The organism is Eubacterium sp. Marseille-QA0814 (genome assembly GCF_965119675.1).
GTDB lineage: Bacteria > Bacillota > Clostridia > Lachnospirales > Lachnospiraceae > Eubacterium_G.
On sequence record NZ_CBCPMG010000001.1, the window covers coordinates 553,285 to 569,811 of the forward strand.

The 16,527-nt window shown below is 31.7% G+C and carries 14 protein-coding genes; all 14 read right to left on the reverse strand.

Annotated elements, in window-relative coordinates; genetic code table 11:
- Window positions 1-13 precede the first annotated feature (13 nt).
- Window positions 14-865 carry a rod shape-determining protein MreC gene (mreC, locus tag ACQY63_RS02555; protein ID WP_302690410.1) on the reverse strand — a complete coding sequence of 284 codons (852 nt, stop codon included), beginning with the start codon at window positions 863-865 and terminating at the stop codon, window positions 14-16.
- A gap of 45 nt (window positions 866-910) precedes the next feature.
- Window positions 911-1,942, reverse strand: a complete 1,032-nt coding sequence (locus ACQY63_RS02560; RefSeq protein ID WP_302690411.1) for a rod shape-determining protein — start codon at window positions 1,940-1,942, stop codon at window positions 911-913.
- Between the two features lie 80 nt (window positions 1,943-2,022).
- Window positions 2,023-2,700, reverse strand: coding sequence for a RadC family protein (gene radC / locus ACQY63_RS02565; protein WP_022166102.1), 678 nt, complete (start codon window positions 2,698-2,700; stop codon window positions 2,023-2,025).
- Between the two features lie 123 nt (window positions 2,701-2,823).
- Window positions 2,824-4,119 (reverse strand): aminotransferase class I/II-fold pyridoxal phosphate-dependent enzyme, encoded by a 1,296-nt coding sequence (locus tag ACQY63_RS02570; RefSeq protein WP_022166101.1) that lies wholly within the window; start codon window positions 4,117-4,119, stop codon window positions 2,824-2,826.
- Between the two features lie 139 nt (window positions 4,120-4,258).
- The gene (miaA, locus tag ACQY63_RS02575) at window positions 4,259-5,200 is read right to left on the reverse strand and encodes a tRNA (adenosine(37)-N6)-dimethylallyltransferase MiaA (RefSeq protein WP_022166100.1); all 942 of its coding nucleotides are present in this window, start codon (window positions 5,198-5,200) and stop codon (window positions 4,259-4,261) included.
- Window positions 5,201-5,208: 8 nt separating this feature from the next.
- The gene (mutL, locus tag ACQY63_RS02580; RefSeq protein ID WP_428244666.1) at window positions 5,209-7,110 is read right to left on the reverse strand and encodes a DNA mismatch repair endonuclease MutL; all 1,902 of its coding nucleotides are present in this window, start codon (window positions 7,108-7,110) and stop codon (window positions 5,209-5,211) included.
- A 9-nt stretch (window positions 7,111-7,119) separates the two neighbouring features.
- The gene (mutS, locus tag ACQY63_RS02585; protein WP_022166098.1) at window positions 7,120-9,810 is read right to left on the reverse strand and encodes a DNA mismatch repair protein MutS; all 2,691 of its coding nucleotides are present in this window, start codon (window positions 9,808-9,810) and stop codon (window positions 7,120-7,122) included.
- Between the two features lie 2 nt (window positions 9,811-9,812).
- Complete coding sequence (gene miaB, locus ACQY63_RS02590) at window positions 9,813-11,219, reverse strand: tRNA (N6-isopentenyl adenosine(37)-C2)-methylthiotransferase MiaB (RefSeq protein ID WP_428244667.1); 1,407 nt, start codon at window positions 11,217-11,219, stop codon at window positions 9,813-9,815.
- A 22-nt stretch (window positions 11,220-11,241) separates the two neighbouring features.
- Window positions 11,242-11,787, reverse strand: coding sequence for a 5-formyltetrahydrofolate cyclo-ligase (locus ACQY63_RS02595; RefSeq protein WP_022166096.1), 546 nt, complete (start codon window positions 11,785-11,787; stop codon window positions 11,242-11,244).
- Window position 11,788: 1 nt separating this feature from the next.
- A complete protein-coding gene (locus ACQY63_RS02600) occupies window positions 11,789-11,998 on the reverse strand; it encodes a DUF896 domain-containing protein (RefSeq protein ID WP_428244668.1) in 210 nt (69 codons plus the stop codon).
- Window positions 11,999-13,186: a hypothetical protein gene (locus ACQY63_RS02605; protein ID WP_117999586.1), complete on the reverse strand. Its 1,188-nt coding sequence runs from the start codon at window positions 13,184-13,186 to the stop codon at window positions 11,999-12,001.
- Between the two features lie 196 nt (window positions 13,187-13,382).
- Window positions 13,383-14,960, reverse strand: coding sequence for an NAD(P)/FAD-dependent oxidoreductase (locus ACQY63_RS02610; RefSeq protein WP_428244669.1), 1,578 nt, complete (start codon window positions 14,958-14,960; stop codon window positions 13,383-13,385).
- On the reverse strand, window positions 14,960-16,129 hold the full coding sequence (locus ACQY63_RS02615) for an NAD(P)/FAD-dependent oxidoreductase (protein ID WP_022166092.1): 1,170 nt from the start codon (window positions 16,127-16,129) through the stop codon (window positions 14,960-14,962). The genes ACQY63_RS02610 and ACQY63_RS02615 overlap by 1 nt, the downstream gene beginning before the upstream one ends.
- A gap of 14 nt (window positions 16,130-16,143) precedes the next feature.
- A complete protein-coding gene (locus ACQY63_RS02620) occupies window positions 16,144-16,482 on the reverse strand; it encodes a BofC C-terminal domain-containing protein (RefSeq protein ID WP_022166091.1) in 339 nt (112 codons plus the stop codon).
- Window positions 16,483-16,527: the final 45 nt, after the last annotated feature.

Genomic DNA, 16,527 nt, shown 5'->3' on the forward strand with positions numbered 1-16,527 from the left:
ATCCTTCTATTCATTAATCCTTTAAAACTTCTTTTAATTTTGTAATAACTAAAACTTCATCAATATGCTCAAAGTCCACAATTGGCATTAACTGACCTGACTGGGTAAGTTCGTTTGCATCTTTCTTTGTTTTTGTAACGTAACCGACAGGTATACCCGGTAGAAATTTGTTACTAATTCTTGATGTAACAACCAAATCACCTTCTGAAACTTTTGTGTTTTGTGGAATTTCAGTTAAATTCATGTATCCTTTTGTAATAAGTTTCAAATCACCACTGGCAATTGCTGTGTCGGATGTATTAGCGAAAGATACACTTACACTACTTTCATCATCTATAATTGCACGAACTCTTGCGTAGTTCTTTCCTACACTGGATACAATTCCAACAAGGCCACCACCACTTATAACATTCATGTCAACTTTGATGCCATCATCACTTCCTTTATCAATTGTAAATAAATTAAAGTAATTACCTGTGTCTTTACCAATTACTCTGGCAGCAATTTTTTTATAAGTTGAGTAATCCTTGTCTAATTTGTATAAATCCTGTAAACGTGTAAGTTCATATTTGTTTTGCGCAAGCAAACTGTTTTCCTGAGATAATTCATTTACCTGCCTCTTTAGTTTTGCATTTTCACTTTTTAGGGATTTAACTGATTTTAAAAGGTCGGCTTTGTTAGTAAACCAGCCTCCAATAGAATTTACTCCGTCCTGTAAAGGTATAACCACTGTACCTGCAACTGTTTTTATTGGATTTGAAAAACTAGGTGCAACTACAGAAAGTATAAGCGAACCTATACATAACAGAGTCAAAACGAATATTAAAATTTTAGGTTTTATATTTATCTTACTTGGCTTTTTCATATTAATCACCTTATTCTTTTTGTTATATTTTCCTTTGTCTACTATTTAGAATGTGCTTTCTTTTGGCTCATACATTAATTTACGGTATTTTGAATCTGACATAATAATCGAAATACCTCTAATTACTGACTCGCCCGGATTTTTAATAACATTCACATTCAAGTCTGTTTCTTTTTTGATTAACTTATCTAAGTTCTTAATTGATGATGAAGCACCTGTTAAATAAATACCTGCATCAACAATATCAGCAGTAAGTTCCGGTGGAGTTCTTTCTAAAAGATTCTTTATTGCATCAACAATATCATCAAAGAACTGCTCTATTGCTTCATAAACAGTATCCTTTGAAATACCTCTTTCAGATGGAAGACCTGTTATAACATTTCTTCCGTATACATAAAAGATGTCCTCGTCTGTTACACCGTCTTCCACATACATTGCATCAGATAAAGCTATTTTAATCTTTTCAGCTGTTTTTAAACCTATTAAAATATTATAACGCTTCTTAACGCTTTCACAAATTAACTGGTCTAACATATTGCCACCAATCTTAACAATTCTGCTTATTACTATACCACCATGTGATATAACAGAAACTTCGGTTGTATCAGCACCAATATTAACAATCATGTTACCTTTGGAGCTTGATATGTCTATGCCTAAACCAACAGCATCTGCTATTGGCTTTTCTACGATTTTAATTTCTCTCGCCTTAATATCTGACTTAGCAACTACTTCATAAAATGCTCTTTTTTCAACTTCTGTAATGTCTGCAGGAACTGCAATACAGAATCTACCCATTTTACTGCCTCTTGGACCTGTTAATTTTTTGAAGAACTGCTCAAAAAGCATTTTCATTTTCTTTAAGTCAGCAATAACACCATACTTAATAGGAAATACTACTTCGATATTATCAGGAGCTTTCTCGTACATTTTAAAAGCTTCATCACCTATTTCAAAAAGGTCTGTTTTATTTTTTATTGCTATAATATTTTTTTCATTTAAACTTGTTCTGGTAACACCATTATAAATTTTTATATTGCTTGTACCAAAATCTATTCCGTAAACGCTTTTACTCATGTTTAATCCTTTCAGCTCAGTTTCAATGACTTAATTTCTGTTAAATCATTTAGTTTGAATTCAAGTTTTTTTCATAAAGTCTATATTAGTTTCAAAGCTCGTAAACTGGAATAAGTATTATCACCAATAATAATGTGGTCAATTAATTTAATTCCAATCATTTTTCCAGCTCTTTGAACCCTAATGGTACTGTTGATATCATCTCTGCTGGGTGTTGGGTCACCACTTGGATGATTATGTATTAAAACAATGTTTACACAATTACATCTTAAAGCCTCAACAAAAATTTCTCTTGGAGAAATTAATGACTGATTAATGGTTCCTGATGTAATTAGTTTATCTTTAATTAATTTGCATTTAGTGTCAAGGAACATTACATGCATTTGTTCCTGTTCTAAATGTCTTAATCTTTCCATATAATAATTTGAGATTAATTCAGGAGTTTCAAACTTCACTGAATTATTAAAATTTGACATGGAAATTCTCTTAGCAATTTCTACAACAGCTAGAATCTGTATTGCTTTTACTTTGCCTATACCATTAATTTTGGTAAGTTGTTCAAAAGAAATACGTGTTAGTGACAATAAACCGTTGTCACTGTCTATTAAGGAGGACGATAGTTCCTTAACATTAACGCCTTTTGTACCATTTCGTAAAATCAACGACAATAATTCGCTGTTGCTCAATGTTTCCACACCATATTTTAATGATTTCTCATATGGTCTTTCATCTTCCGGTAATTGTTTAATTGTATTCATTTCTCAACCTTTCCGTTCTCTCCAAGTACAGAAAGTTGTGAAAATTTTAACCTTTGTTATTGTAGCACAATAAAAAAAGCATGTATATGTTTTTTACAATAAAAGACAAATAAAAATTTTTTACTATTTTATTGTAATTAAATCGTCATCAACCATGTTTTGGAATGCTTTTAATATTCCAAGTTTTGCATGCTGCCAGGTAAGACCTCCCTGAAAATATACAGCATAAGGTGGCTTAATTGGACCATCAGCACTAAGTTCAATTGAAGAACCTGACACAAAAGCACCTGCTGCCATAATTACAGGAGCATCATAGCCCGGCATATCCCATGGCTCAGGAGTTAAGTGACTGTCTACAGGTGCTGCTGCCTGTATGCCTTTACAAAAAGCTATAACACATTCAGGTTTTCCAAATTCTATAGCCTGTATAATGTCGTGTCTGCTTTCTGTTCCATTTGGAATTACATTAAAATTATATTTTTCAAAAAGATTTGCCGCAAAAATTGCACCCTTTAAGGCACTTGCCACAACTGTCGGTGCCAAAAACAAGCCCTGATATAAAAGACTCATAACACCTAAGTTAGCGCCAACTTCTTTACCAAGTCCCGGTGTTGTAAGACGATATGAACAATTTTCAACACAATCCTTTGTACCACAAATGTAACCGCCAATAGGAGCAAGACCGCCACCTGGATTCTTTATTAATGAACCTACTATCATATCTGCACCTACGTCAGATGGTTCTATGGTTTCAACAAATTCACCGTAGCAGTTGTCTACCATAATCTTAATTTCAGGCTTAATATCTTTTATAAATTTTATTACATTGCCGATTTTTTCTACAGATAATGTAGGTCTTGTTGCATATCCTTTGGAACGCTGTATACCAATTAAAGTTACACCGTCTAATTTGTTTTTTATGCCTGCTAAATCAAACTCGCCGTTCTCAAGCAAGTCAACCTGATCGTACTTTACACCATATTCAGCAAGACTTCCTTTTGATGGTCTTATACCGATAACTTCTTCTAAAGTATCATAAGGTTTTCCACTTATGTACATAAGTTTATCACCTGGACGTAAATTAGCAGACAAGGCTAACCCAAGTGCGTGTGTACCACATGTTATCTGTGGTCTTACAAGAGCGTCTTCTGTGTGGAAAACATCAGCGTAAACTTTTTCTAATGTATCTCTACCTATATCGTTATAGCCATAGCCTGTTGTTGTGTTAAAGTGTTCCTCTGCCACTTTATTTTTTTGGAAAGCAGATACCACCTTCAACTGATTGTACTCTGCAATTTTGTCAATTTTTTGAAATCTCTGTGATAAATCGTTAATAATTTCATCTGATATATTTAATACATCACTGTTTATGCCCATTCTTTCATATTGTTTCTGTATCTCTTTGTTTAAATTATCCATTTTTTTACCTCTGTATAATACTTTATTTTCTTGTTTTAATAATAACTTTTATTTGTCAATTGCATATAATTAATATTTAATTATGTAATTTGTAAATTAATAAAAGTTAATAATTTACATTGTTAAATAATCTTTACCACTAAATAATTTCTTTGTTTTTTAAAAAATTTAACATTTCATTTAAGACCTTTAATCTGTCATAATTAAATTCATCTATATTTAACATTGTTACATCTTTTTCTCTTCTAAACCAGGTAAGCTGTCTTTTAGCAAAATGTCTGGTATTTTTTTTGATTAACTCTTTTGTTTCATCTAAAGATGTTTTTCCGTCAAAGTAATTAAAAAGTTCTTTATAGCCGATACCCTGCATAGAAACCAAATCCCTTGTGTAGCCTTTGGCAATTAGTGTTTCCATTTCTTTTAAAAGACCATTATCAAACATAATATCAACTCTTTGATTTATACGATTATATAATTTATCACGTTTGTCATTTAAAACAAAATAAGCAAAATTATAAGGTGATTTGTTTTCGCGTTCTTTTTCATTATGTTCTGATATTTTTTTCCCTGTTTGTTTATAATATTCCAAAGCCCTAATGACACGTTTTAAATTATTACAGTGAATTGCTGCGGCAGATTCATGATCAACCTCTTTTAGCATATCGTGTAAAAAGGCATTACCTTTATCCTTTGCAAGTTGTTCTAAATATTCTCTATATTCATAATCTGTTTCTGTATCATCAAAATTAATATCATATAACACAGCCTGTATATAGAAACCTGTACCACCAACTATAATGGGAATCTTACCACGGCTAGATATATCATTAATCGCCTTTGTGGCCAGTTTCTTAAAAATGTGTACATTAAATTCTTCTTTTGGCTCTAATATATCTATTAAATGATGGGGAATACCATCGGTTTCTTCTTTTGTAATTTTAGCAGAACCTATATCCATCCCCTTATAAACCTGAATGGAGTCTGCGCTGATTATTTCTCCATTTATTTTTTTTGCTAATTGAATGGACAAGTCAGTTTTTCCTACTGCGGTAGGACCTGTTAGAATAACTAATTTATTCATTTTTTCTCCTAAATTATTCGTTTAAACTTCTTTTCTAATTCATATTTACTCATGGAAATTATAGTTGGTCTTCCGTGAGGACAATTATATGGATTATCTAATTGCAGAAGCTGTTCTATTAGTTTGTCAGCCTCTTCATAAGACAATTTGCTATTCCCTTTAACAGCTGCCTTACAGGACATTGACGCAATTTTTTCATTAATTATGTCAGGCACCATTTTGCCTGTTTCATTAGAAAGATTGTCAACTATGCCCATTAAAACATCTTCGCTGTCTAAAGTGTAAAGGTCTGATGGAACTGCTCTTACAGCATAATCCTGACCACCAAATGGTTCTATTTGAAAACCTATATTTTTAAAGTTTTCTAAATATTTCTCCAGTAACTGACTTTCACTCATAGACAAAGAAAGTATGATTGGAGGATTAATCATCTGACTGCTAATTTCTTTATTTTCCAGTTTGTTCATAAGAGATTCAAACATTACTTTTTCATGAGCTGCATGTTGGTCAATTATATACATTTTGTCGTTATATTCGACTATCCAATAAGTGTCAAATACCTGACCTATTATTTTATGCTTTGGCTTTGCCACTTCACTTAAAAAGTTGTCATACTCTTCAGTAAGCTCTCTTTGAACCATTTTATTATTTGTAATATTATTGATGTTATTTGCTGTTGCGTTATAATTAACATCTTCTTGTAAGGTATTGTTCCCAAATTCAGATGGTGTCATATTTAACTCTTTTGGCCCTTCGCCAAAATTATAAAAATCATATTTTACATTTGAACTATTATCGTTTGATAATTTGTTATTTATTGAATTAACAATATCCTGTCTTTTATTTTCAAAAGGTTCAGGGACATATTTTATCTGTTCAGCTTTTTCTACATTCTTCTCGAAAGTAACATCAATAATATTTGGCTTTTCTATTAATGCATCATTGATGCATTCTGAAATCATAGGATAAATACTTTCTGATTTTCTGAAACGTAATTCCATTTTGGAGGGATGTACATTTACATCTAAATATTCAGGTTTAATTGTAAAATCAATTACCGTAAATGGATATTTGTGCTGCATTAAAATAAATTTATAACCATCTTCTATTGCTTTTGAAATTATATTGCTTTTAATATATCTTCCATTAATAAAATAATTCTCGAATGTTCTGTTTCCTTTGGAAATTATTGCTTTGCCAATATACCCTGAAATTTTCATAAAGTCATTTTCTTCGTTTATCTCAAGAATATTTTCAGTAATTTCTCTTCCATAGATGCTGTAAATAACATCTTTCAAATTACCATTACCTGAGGTATGAATTTTGACCTTGCCATTACTTTTAAAACTTATTGCAATTTCAGGATGGGATAGAGCAATTTTTTCAATTATATCAGATACATAACCGGCTTCTGTTTGAGCAGTTCTTAAAAATTTTCTTCTGGCAGGTGTGTTAAAGAAAATATTATTAACAATAAATGTTGTGCCCACAGGGATACCGATTTCTTCAAAACCAACTTCTTTTCCACCTTCAATTCTATAGCGGATTCCTTCCATGGCATCAGCTGTTCTTGTTAGAAGTTCAACCTGACAAACGGCTGCTATACTTGATAAAGCCTCACCTCTAAAGCCAAGAGATGAAACTGTAAGCAGATCCATGGCAGTTTTAATTTTGCTTGTGGTGTGTCGTAGGAAAGCGATTCTTATGTCCTCCTTGTTTATGCCTTTTCCATTATCAGTTATTCTAATGGATTTAGTACCACCTTCTTCTATTTCCACTGAAATTCGTGTAGCACCTGCATCAATGGAATTTTCCAGTAATTCTTTAACTATTGAAGAAGGTCTTTCGACTACTTCACCTGCTGCTATTTGATTGATTGTACCTTGATCTAATTCTTTTATTATTCCCATATTATTCCTTTACCAACGGTTTTTTAACTGATTTTGTAACTTAAATAAATAATTTAATCCTTCAATTGGTGTCATTTCACCTAAATTCAATTCCTGAATTTCTTTTATTATTTCATTTTCATTTACTGCATCAAATAAAGTCATCTGGTGCGCCTCTAAATCATCGTTAATGGATGGAAGCACGTTTGTACCAGGCTGTAAGGAAGCTGCAATATTCTTTGCCTTTGCAGTAATATCTGCATTACTTAATTCTGCAACTAATTCCTTTGCCCTGTTTAAAACACTGTCAGGGACGCCGGCAAGTTTTGCTACCTGTATACCATAACTTTTATCTGCACCGCCTTTGATGATTTTTCTTAAAAAGACGATATCATCGCCCTGTTCCTTAACGCTAATACAGTAATTATTTACACCTGGTAGAGTTCCCTCTAATTCTGTCAGTTCATGATAATGTGTAGCAAACAATGTTTTAGCTCCAAGAATTTTCTTATCACATATATGCTCAACAACAGCCCAGGCTATTGATAAACCATCAAAGGTACTTGTACCTCGTCCAATTTCATCCAATATTAAAAGGCTGTTTGCAGTAGCATTTCTTAAAATATTTGCCACTTCCGTCATTTCAACCATAAATGTACTTTGTCCACTTGCCAAGTCATCTGAAGCACCTACTCTTGTGAAAATCTTATCGCATATAGAAATATTAGCTTCTTTTGCAGGCACAAATGAACCTATTTGAGCCATTAAAACTATTAAGGCTGTTTGTCTCATATAAGTTGACTTACCTGCCATGTTAGGACCTGTTATAATGGACAATCTGTTTTTGTTTGTATCTAAAAATGTATTATTTGATATAAACATATTGTCAGGTATCATTTTTTCAACCACAGGATGTCTGCCGTCTTTTATGTCAATAACACCTTTTTCATTTATCTTTGGTTTTACATAGTTATTATGTTCTGCAACATAGGCTAAAGAAGCAAAAACGTCAATTTTCGCTATGGCTTTTGCAGTCATTTGAATTCTGTTAATCTGATTATAGATTTCATCTCTTACTGATGTGAAAATATTATATTCCAATGAGAAAAGCTTATCTTCAGCACCAACAATAATTTCTTCCAGTTCTTTTAATTTGTCAGTTGTGTATCTTTCAGCATTAGTTAAAGTCTGCTTTCTAACATAATAATCAGGCACAAGATTTTTAAAGGAATTGGATACCTCTATGTAATAACCAAATACTTTGTTAAATTTGATTTTTAATTTGGTTATGCCTGTTTTTTCTTTTTCCTGAGCTTCTAAATCAGCAAGCCAACCTTTGCCTTCTGTTTTAGCAGAGCGTAACTTATCAATTTCTTCATTAAAACCACTTCTTATGATACTGCCTTCCTTGATATTAATCGGTGGATCATCTGTAATTGAATTAGTAATTAACGAAGTTATATCCTCTAATGTATCAAGCTGCTCATATAATTCTATAAATAAAGGTGATTTAAAATCCTTTATAATATTCTTAATATGGGGCAACATCTCCAATGACGTTTTAAAAGCGATTAAGTCTCTTGGGTTAGCTGACTTGTAGGAAATCTTACTAAGAAGTCTTTCCAAGTCATAAATTGGAGATAAATACTCTCTTAATTCGTCTCTTGTTATAATGGACTTATTTAACTCTTCAATTACTTTTTGTCTGTTGATTATTTTTTCTTTAGAAATTAGTGGCTGTTCAATGTAGCCTCTTAAAGTTCTGGCACCCATTGCTGTTTTTGTTTTATCAAGTACCCATAAAAGTGAACCACGTTTTTGTTTTTCCCTTAAGGTTTCACATAACTCAAGATTACGTCTTGTAGATGTATCAAGAATCATAAATGTACTTGTTGAATAAGGTACTAACTTAGATAAATGTGTTAATGAATTTTTCTGTGTTTCATACAAATATTTAAGTAAGGAACCTGATGCTATAACACCAAGTGACATTTCAGAAATTCCAAGACCTGATAAGTCCATAATCCCAAAATGATCTTTTAAAACTTCTGAACAATTATTTTCGTCAAAATACCATTCTTCCAGCTCAAATACTGAAATGGAAAGTCTGTTCTTAATATCGTCAATATCCATACCGCACATTAAAAATGCATGATTACAGATGATTTCAGTAGGCATGAATTTATTGATTTCATCAAGAACATTTCTTTCAGAATAAACTTCTGTTACATAGTAATCACCTGTAGTAACATCAGCTATTGATATGCCAAACTTACCACCGATATACGCAATTGACATTAAGTAGTTGTTTTTGCCTTCGTCCATTGCAGTAAGGTTTAAATTAGTACCCGGTGTAACAATTCTTGAAACTTCTCTTTTTACTAAGCCCTTTGCAAGTGCAGGATCTTCTGCCTGTTCTACAATACAGACCTTATAACCTCTTGTAACTAATTTATTTATATATATGTCAACGGCATGGTAAGGAACACCGCACATTGGTGCCCTCTCCTCTAAACCACAACTTTTTCCTGTTAAAGTGATTTCCATAACTTTTGATGCTTCTAAGGCATCGTCAAAAAACATTTCATAGAAATCTCCTAAACGATAGAAAATTATACAGTCTTCATGCTGTTTCTTTGTTTCTAAGTAATTTTTCATCATTGGTGTAAGACTTTCAAAATGATTGTCCCACACATCTTTCATCATCTGCGGTAAACTCATAACTATCTCACTATTTCTCCCATATAATAAAATCCTTTAGCTTCGTTTAATCTAACATTTACAAGCTGACCAATATCTTCTTTGTTTCCTTCAAAGTGAACAACTGCATTATTACTTAATCTTCCTGTAACGTAGCCTGGAATCTTTTTGTTTACTTCTTCTATTAAAACTTCCTGAACAGTCCCCTGATATTTTTCAGTTTTCTTTTTTGAAATTTCATTAACTACTGCAAGTAATCTGTCAAAACGGTCTTTAATAACATCATCACTTACCTGATTTTCCATTTTTGCAGCAGGTGTTCCCGAACGCTTTGAATAAATAAATGTAAATGCTGATTCATATTCAGCCTTTTTAACAACATCAAGGGTTTCAAGGAAATCTTCTTCTGTCTCTCCCGGAAAACCTACAATTATATCTGTTGAAATCCCAATATCAGGTATTGCTTCTCTAAGTTTTCTTACTAATTCTAAATATTGTTCTTTAGTGTAATGTCTGTTCATTTTTTGAAGCAAAGCTGTACTACCTGATTGAAGTGGTAAATGCATCTGCTTACAAATCTTTTTAGATTTTGCCATTACTTCAATTAATTCATCTGATAAATCCTTTGGATGTGATGTCATAAAACGGATTCTCTTTAAGCCGTCTATTTTCTCAACCTGCTCTAATAACTGAGCAAATGTAATAGGATTTTCAAGATTTTTTCCATAAGAGTTTACATTCTGACCTAAAAGCATGATTTCTACAACTCCATTAGCAACTAAATCCTTTATTTCGTTAATAATATCTTCAGGATTTCTACTTCTTTCGCGACCTCTTACATAAGGAACAATACAGTAACTGCAAAAATTATCGCAACCATACATAATATTAACGCCTGATTTAAAGTCATACTTTCTAACAGCAGGTAAATCTTCTACAATTTCTGTTGTGCCATCCCAGATATCTTCGATTTTGTGACCGCTTATTAATCTTTCATATAATAATTCAGCTAATAAAAATACATTATGTGTACCAAAAATCAAATCAATAAACTTGTAGCTTTTATTTAATTTTTCCACAACCTGTGGCTCCTGCATCATACAACCGCAAAGGCCGATAATCATGTCAGGGTTCTTCTCTTTAATTTTTGAAAGATATCCAAGTCTGCCATAAATTTTTAAATTGGCGTTTTCTCTTACGGTACATGTGTTATATAAAACTAAATCAGCATGCTCATCTTCTGTTTCTTCGTAGCCAATTTCAGTAAGAATACCAAGAAGTTTCTCTGAATCCTTGAAATTCATCTGGCAACCGAATGTACAGACACACGCTGTTAATTTTCTTCCTAAAGCAGCCTCTTTTGCCTTGATTATTTCTTTACATTTATCAATATAATATTGTTGCTTTTCGCCTTCGCTTGTAAAACTCATATAAATCTCCTATTTTATCTTTTTAGTTATTACTTATAATTTCATTTACGGGAACATCATGTAACTCGGTTGGAATTTTATCAAATACCTGAAAATCATACGCTACACCAATTGAATGACAACTGCTATTTCTAAGATATCTGTCGTAAAATCCACCTGCCTGACCTATTCTTTCCCCTTTAGTCGAAAAAACCACTCCGGGAACCAAAATTAAGTCGGCACTAGGTGCAATTTCTGTGTTGCTTGGCTCCGGAATGTTATATAGACCATTTTCAAATTTATCATTTTTGTTTATTGCAGCAAAGTACATTTGTCCGTTTTTATTGACAACTTTAGGGACTGCCACAGTTTTATCTGCCAATAGTGCATCCCTTATAACTAAACTTAAATCAACCTCATTTTGAATTGCCATATAACAATAAATACACTTGCTTTCTTTGTAAAACTGACTATTAATAATCTTATTACAGATAATATTACTTTTTACCTGTACATCACTTTCAGTCATTTTTAATCTTTTCTGTTTTATTTCTTTTCTTAATCTGTTTTTTTCTTCACTAATATTCATCTTAATGCTTTCTTTTTGGCTCTACTTTTGAAATTGAACCGTCAGGATTCTTGATTCTAACATTATCAAGATTAGCTGACAGATTATTAATGACAGCCATTCTATATTCTGTTCTAAGCTGTTTTTGTTCTTCAATTTCTTCAAGGGTAAGTCCTGTTTCTTTTGATTTATGATATAACTCGTTAATTCTGTTTATTTTTTTCTTGTCCATTTATTTTAAAAATATATATGATGTATTCTTATCTGAGGTAACACATCCTATATACTCTCCTTTCTCCTGTAAAATTACTTTTTTGTTTGGAAACTTGTGGATGCAAACCACCTGAAATTCTTTACCAAACAATGTTTTTTCTGTTGTTGTTGAAATCACTGTATTATTATTTACAAATCTAATATCATATTCTTCTGAATAAGTTGCATCAATTTCGTTGGAAATTAAATTGAAAAATTGAGTTCCTGATGCAGTATTCATTATCATATATGGTATATCTTCTATTACTGTTGCATTTTTTAGAAGATACTCTCCTGAAGTTGTCTTATTAATACATGTATATATTTCTTTTGTTTCAATGTCATAGAAAATAATATTCTCGTCATTACTTTCGTAATTTACTTTCGAATAAATCAAAAAGTTTTCTATGATTTTTGCACTTACAATTGTTGTGTCATAATATGCCTGATCTACAGCATTCATTATTAAATTAGACTGGTCAAGCTGTAAGTCACTTATAAACTGCTGTATGTTTAAAACAAATAATGATTCAACTGCTGCCTCTTCTTTTGTAAGATTCTCATGTCTGTTATTTTCCGCAACAGAATAGCCGGTTTTCATTATACAGCTTTTTTCATTATATGGAAGAATAAATTCAATTCCATTTTTTACTAAGTTTTCATCTTTAATGAAAATCTGTTTATTTTTATCAAAATTAAATAAAATAAGTGAATAATCAAAAAACTCTTTTAAAATTCCGTTTTTGCTGATTCTTGGAAGAGCTCTTTGTATTATAAGATTTGACTCATCCAATATAAAAATCTTAATCTGCTTATTGTCAGGATATAAATTAATATTATCCTTCAAAGATATTATTTTGGTATGGGTATGATCTGTAATATTGTATCTTACAATACTAAACACATATGTACCGTCATGCATGTCAGAATATTCTGTAAAATATAAGTATTCTGATTCATTTTGGCAATTAGTAATATTAAACACATCTACTTTGTCAGAAAATGGCATAACTTCTTTTCTTACATTTTCCTCTAAATAATATAGATAATATCTTACCTTTGGTAAATTAGTAAAAGGACCCTGTTCGTATTCTTTTTCTAAAACTATGTCGTCCTTTATATGTAATCCGTTGAAGTATTCTGACTGCGCTAAAAAACGTATATTCATAATGCCTCTCCTTAACTAACAAAATCTATGTATGTTGTTAGTTGGTTCTTTTAAAATTAATAAACCCAATAACCTTTCTAATTATTCACATACATCTTTATATAATACTACATATTTGTAAAAAAGTCACTTTAAAACAACTTATACGAAATATTTGCAAAATATTAAAATAACCTATACGAAATATTTTAGTATCTTACACCCAATAATTTTTTATAATTTCTTCAAAAATTTTCATGCCGTCAATGGCAGCAGATGTAATTCCACCTGCATAACCGGCTCCTTCTCCTGCAGGAATTAGCCCTTTTATATTTGAATTAAAGTTTTCATCACGGGTAATTCTAATTGGTGATGATGTTCTTGTTTCTATAGCTGATAAAACAGCATCATCATCGTTAAAATGTTCTATTCTTTTTCCAAAAGCTTCAATTCCTTCAATTAGGGATTTAACAATGAAGTTAGGAAAAATGTTGTTTAAGTTAGATAATGTATACTTACCTTTTATGTTTGTTGTAATTGTACCTAAATCTGTTGTTTTAACATTATTCTTGAAATCTCCATATTTTTGTAATGGAACTGAGCCAGCTCCTTCTTTGTAGGCTTTTCTTTCAAGAGCACGTTGGAAATCAATCCCTGCTAAGGGACTATCTCCATCAAAGTCATTTGGAGTAACTGTAACAACAATAGCACTGTTGGCATTTTCTCCATCTCTTTTGGAGTAACTCATGCCATTAACAACTTTCCCACCTTCTTCTGAAGAAGAATCAACAACAAAGCCACCTGGGCACATACAAAATGAATAAACACCTCTGTTTGCTGTTGTTGTATGAGTAAGTTTATAATTTGCCGCACCTAATCTGTCATCAGGAAAACCATACATACTATTATTAATTGTACTCTGTTTATGTTCTATTCTTACACCTAGCGCAAACGGTTTCTGTGTCATTTCTACACCGTTGTTATATAACATTTCAAATGTGTCTCTTGCACTGTGACCAATTGCCAGAATACAAAGGTTTGTCTCAATTACTTTTTTGCTACTTAAAATAACCCTGCTAAGGTTACCATTTTCACATTCAAAGCCTTCAAATCTTGTATCAAAGTAAAACTTACCGCCTTTTTCCTTGATAAATTCTCTCATGTTTTTTACAACATTTTTCAATATATCCGTTCCAATATGTGGTTTGGCTTCATATAGAATTTTTTCGTCTGCACCAAATTTAACAAAAGTTTCAAGAACAAATTTTATTCGGTTTTGTTTATCTTTAATGCCTGTGTTTAATTTACCATCAGAAAAGGTTCCGGCTCCCCCCTCACCAAATTGGACATTGCAGTTTGTATTTAAAACGCCTGTGTTCCAAAAGTCTTCTACGATTTTTGTTCTGTTTTCGACCATACTGCCACGTTCTACAATAATAGGTTTGTAGCCATTAAGTGCAAGAAGATATGCACAAAACATACCTGCTGGTCCAAAGCCAACAACTACAGGTGAAAAGGTGATTTTTTTCGTGCCTGAAATTTCGTATGTATATTCTTTATCCTTTGCAATTATCTGCACGTCTTTTCTTGTTTTGTTATATTCTTTTACATACAAACCAATAACATATACCTTATGTATTTCCGCTTTTTTTCTTGCATCTATGGATAGTTTTATTATTTTCCAACTACTGACTTTATCTTTTGAAAGACCTGCCTTTTTGAGAGCTTTTTTAAAGGCTGTTTTTTCATCTTCTGTTATGTCAACTTTTATGTTCGATACCTGTAATAGTTTCATTAGTTACAATTTCCTCCTGCAATAAGTCCTGTACACCAGGCAAAATGAAGATTATAGCCACCGCAGATTCCATCTACATCCAACATTTCACCAACAATATATAAATTAGGTGATAATTTAGATCCCATGGTTTCAGCATTGATTTCGGATGTATCTACACCACCTGCTGTTACCTGGGCGTAATCAAAACCTCTTTTTTTATCAATAATAACGTTATAATTCTTAATAGTATTAATAAGACTTTCAATGTTTTCTGTTGATAAATCTTTTGCCTTAATTTTCTTTAAACCTGATTTCTCAGCTAAAACTGATGCCAGTTTTTCATTATATAAGCCTTTAAGTATTTTTTCAGTTGCTAAATCTTTGTATATTTTTGAAAATTTTAATATTATTTCTCTTAATTCATTTGTAGAAAAATCAGGTGCAAAATCTATTACCAAATTATCATTTGTTTCTAATGTTCTGCTTATATTAAAAACCGGAATTCCTGATACACCATAATCTGTTATTTGAATTTCACCGGTGTGCTTATAATTTCCCTTTGAAACTGTACCTTTTACCCTTACGCCTGAGCTTTTTGTGAGAATATCTTTTTTTATTACAAGAGCTGTAAGAGCTGGGGAAAGTTTTGTTATAGTGTGCCCAAATTTCATGGCTAATTCATAACCACTTCCATCAGAGCCTGTAACTTCATAACTTTTTCCACCTGTTGCCAAAATCAAATTATCACATTCCAAAGGTATACCTATATCAACAACATATTTCCCATTAATCTGCTGTATACTATTAATATTATTGTTAGTTTTGATTTTAACACCAAGCTCCATGGCATATTCTCTTAAAAATTCGCATACGGTCTGTGCCTGCATACTTGAAGGATAAATATAGCCTTTTTTCGACACTGTGCATATACCAATATTTTCAAAAAAACTTCGTATATCATCAGTTGAATAAGCTTCTAATACTTTTTTAATAAAAGAACTGTCGCCATAAAACTTATTCTCATCCATAGCCTCATTAGTAATATTACAACGACCGTTTCCTGTTATAAGTATTTTTTTCCCTACCTGTTTGTTATGTTCAATTACCGTAACACTTGAGCCAGCATTAGCAGCAGCTATCGCTGCCACAAGACCTGATGCTCCTGCACCAATAACAATTGTTTTCATTTATTGTCCTTTCATCAACTGGTGTTTGCCTCGAGAAATTTAAACAGTTCCTCAGAGCTTTCAACATAAATACCATTTATAATTACTTTTCTATCTTTTAAAGACATATTCGATATGTTTATGTCCGTTTCAGCAATTTCTGTTTCTTTATCACTTTTATATACATACAAAATATTATCTTTTGCAATAAGCCAGTAGCCTTCTTTTTTATTTTCATTGTTAGCTTTAACCACATCAGACTTAATGGTTACATTTTTCAAATCTGAAGTTCCCATTTTGTATCCACATAAATATGAAATACTGAATCCAACAACAAATATAATTAAATAAAAAATATATGCACGCTTATTCATAAATTACCACTCCTTTTATCTGATAAAATATTCCTTTACCTGCAT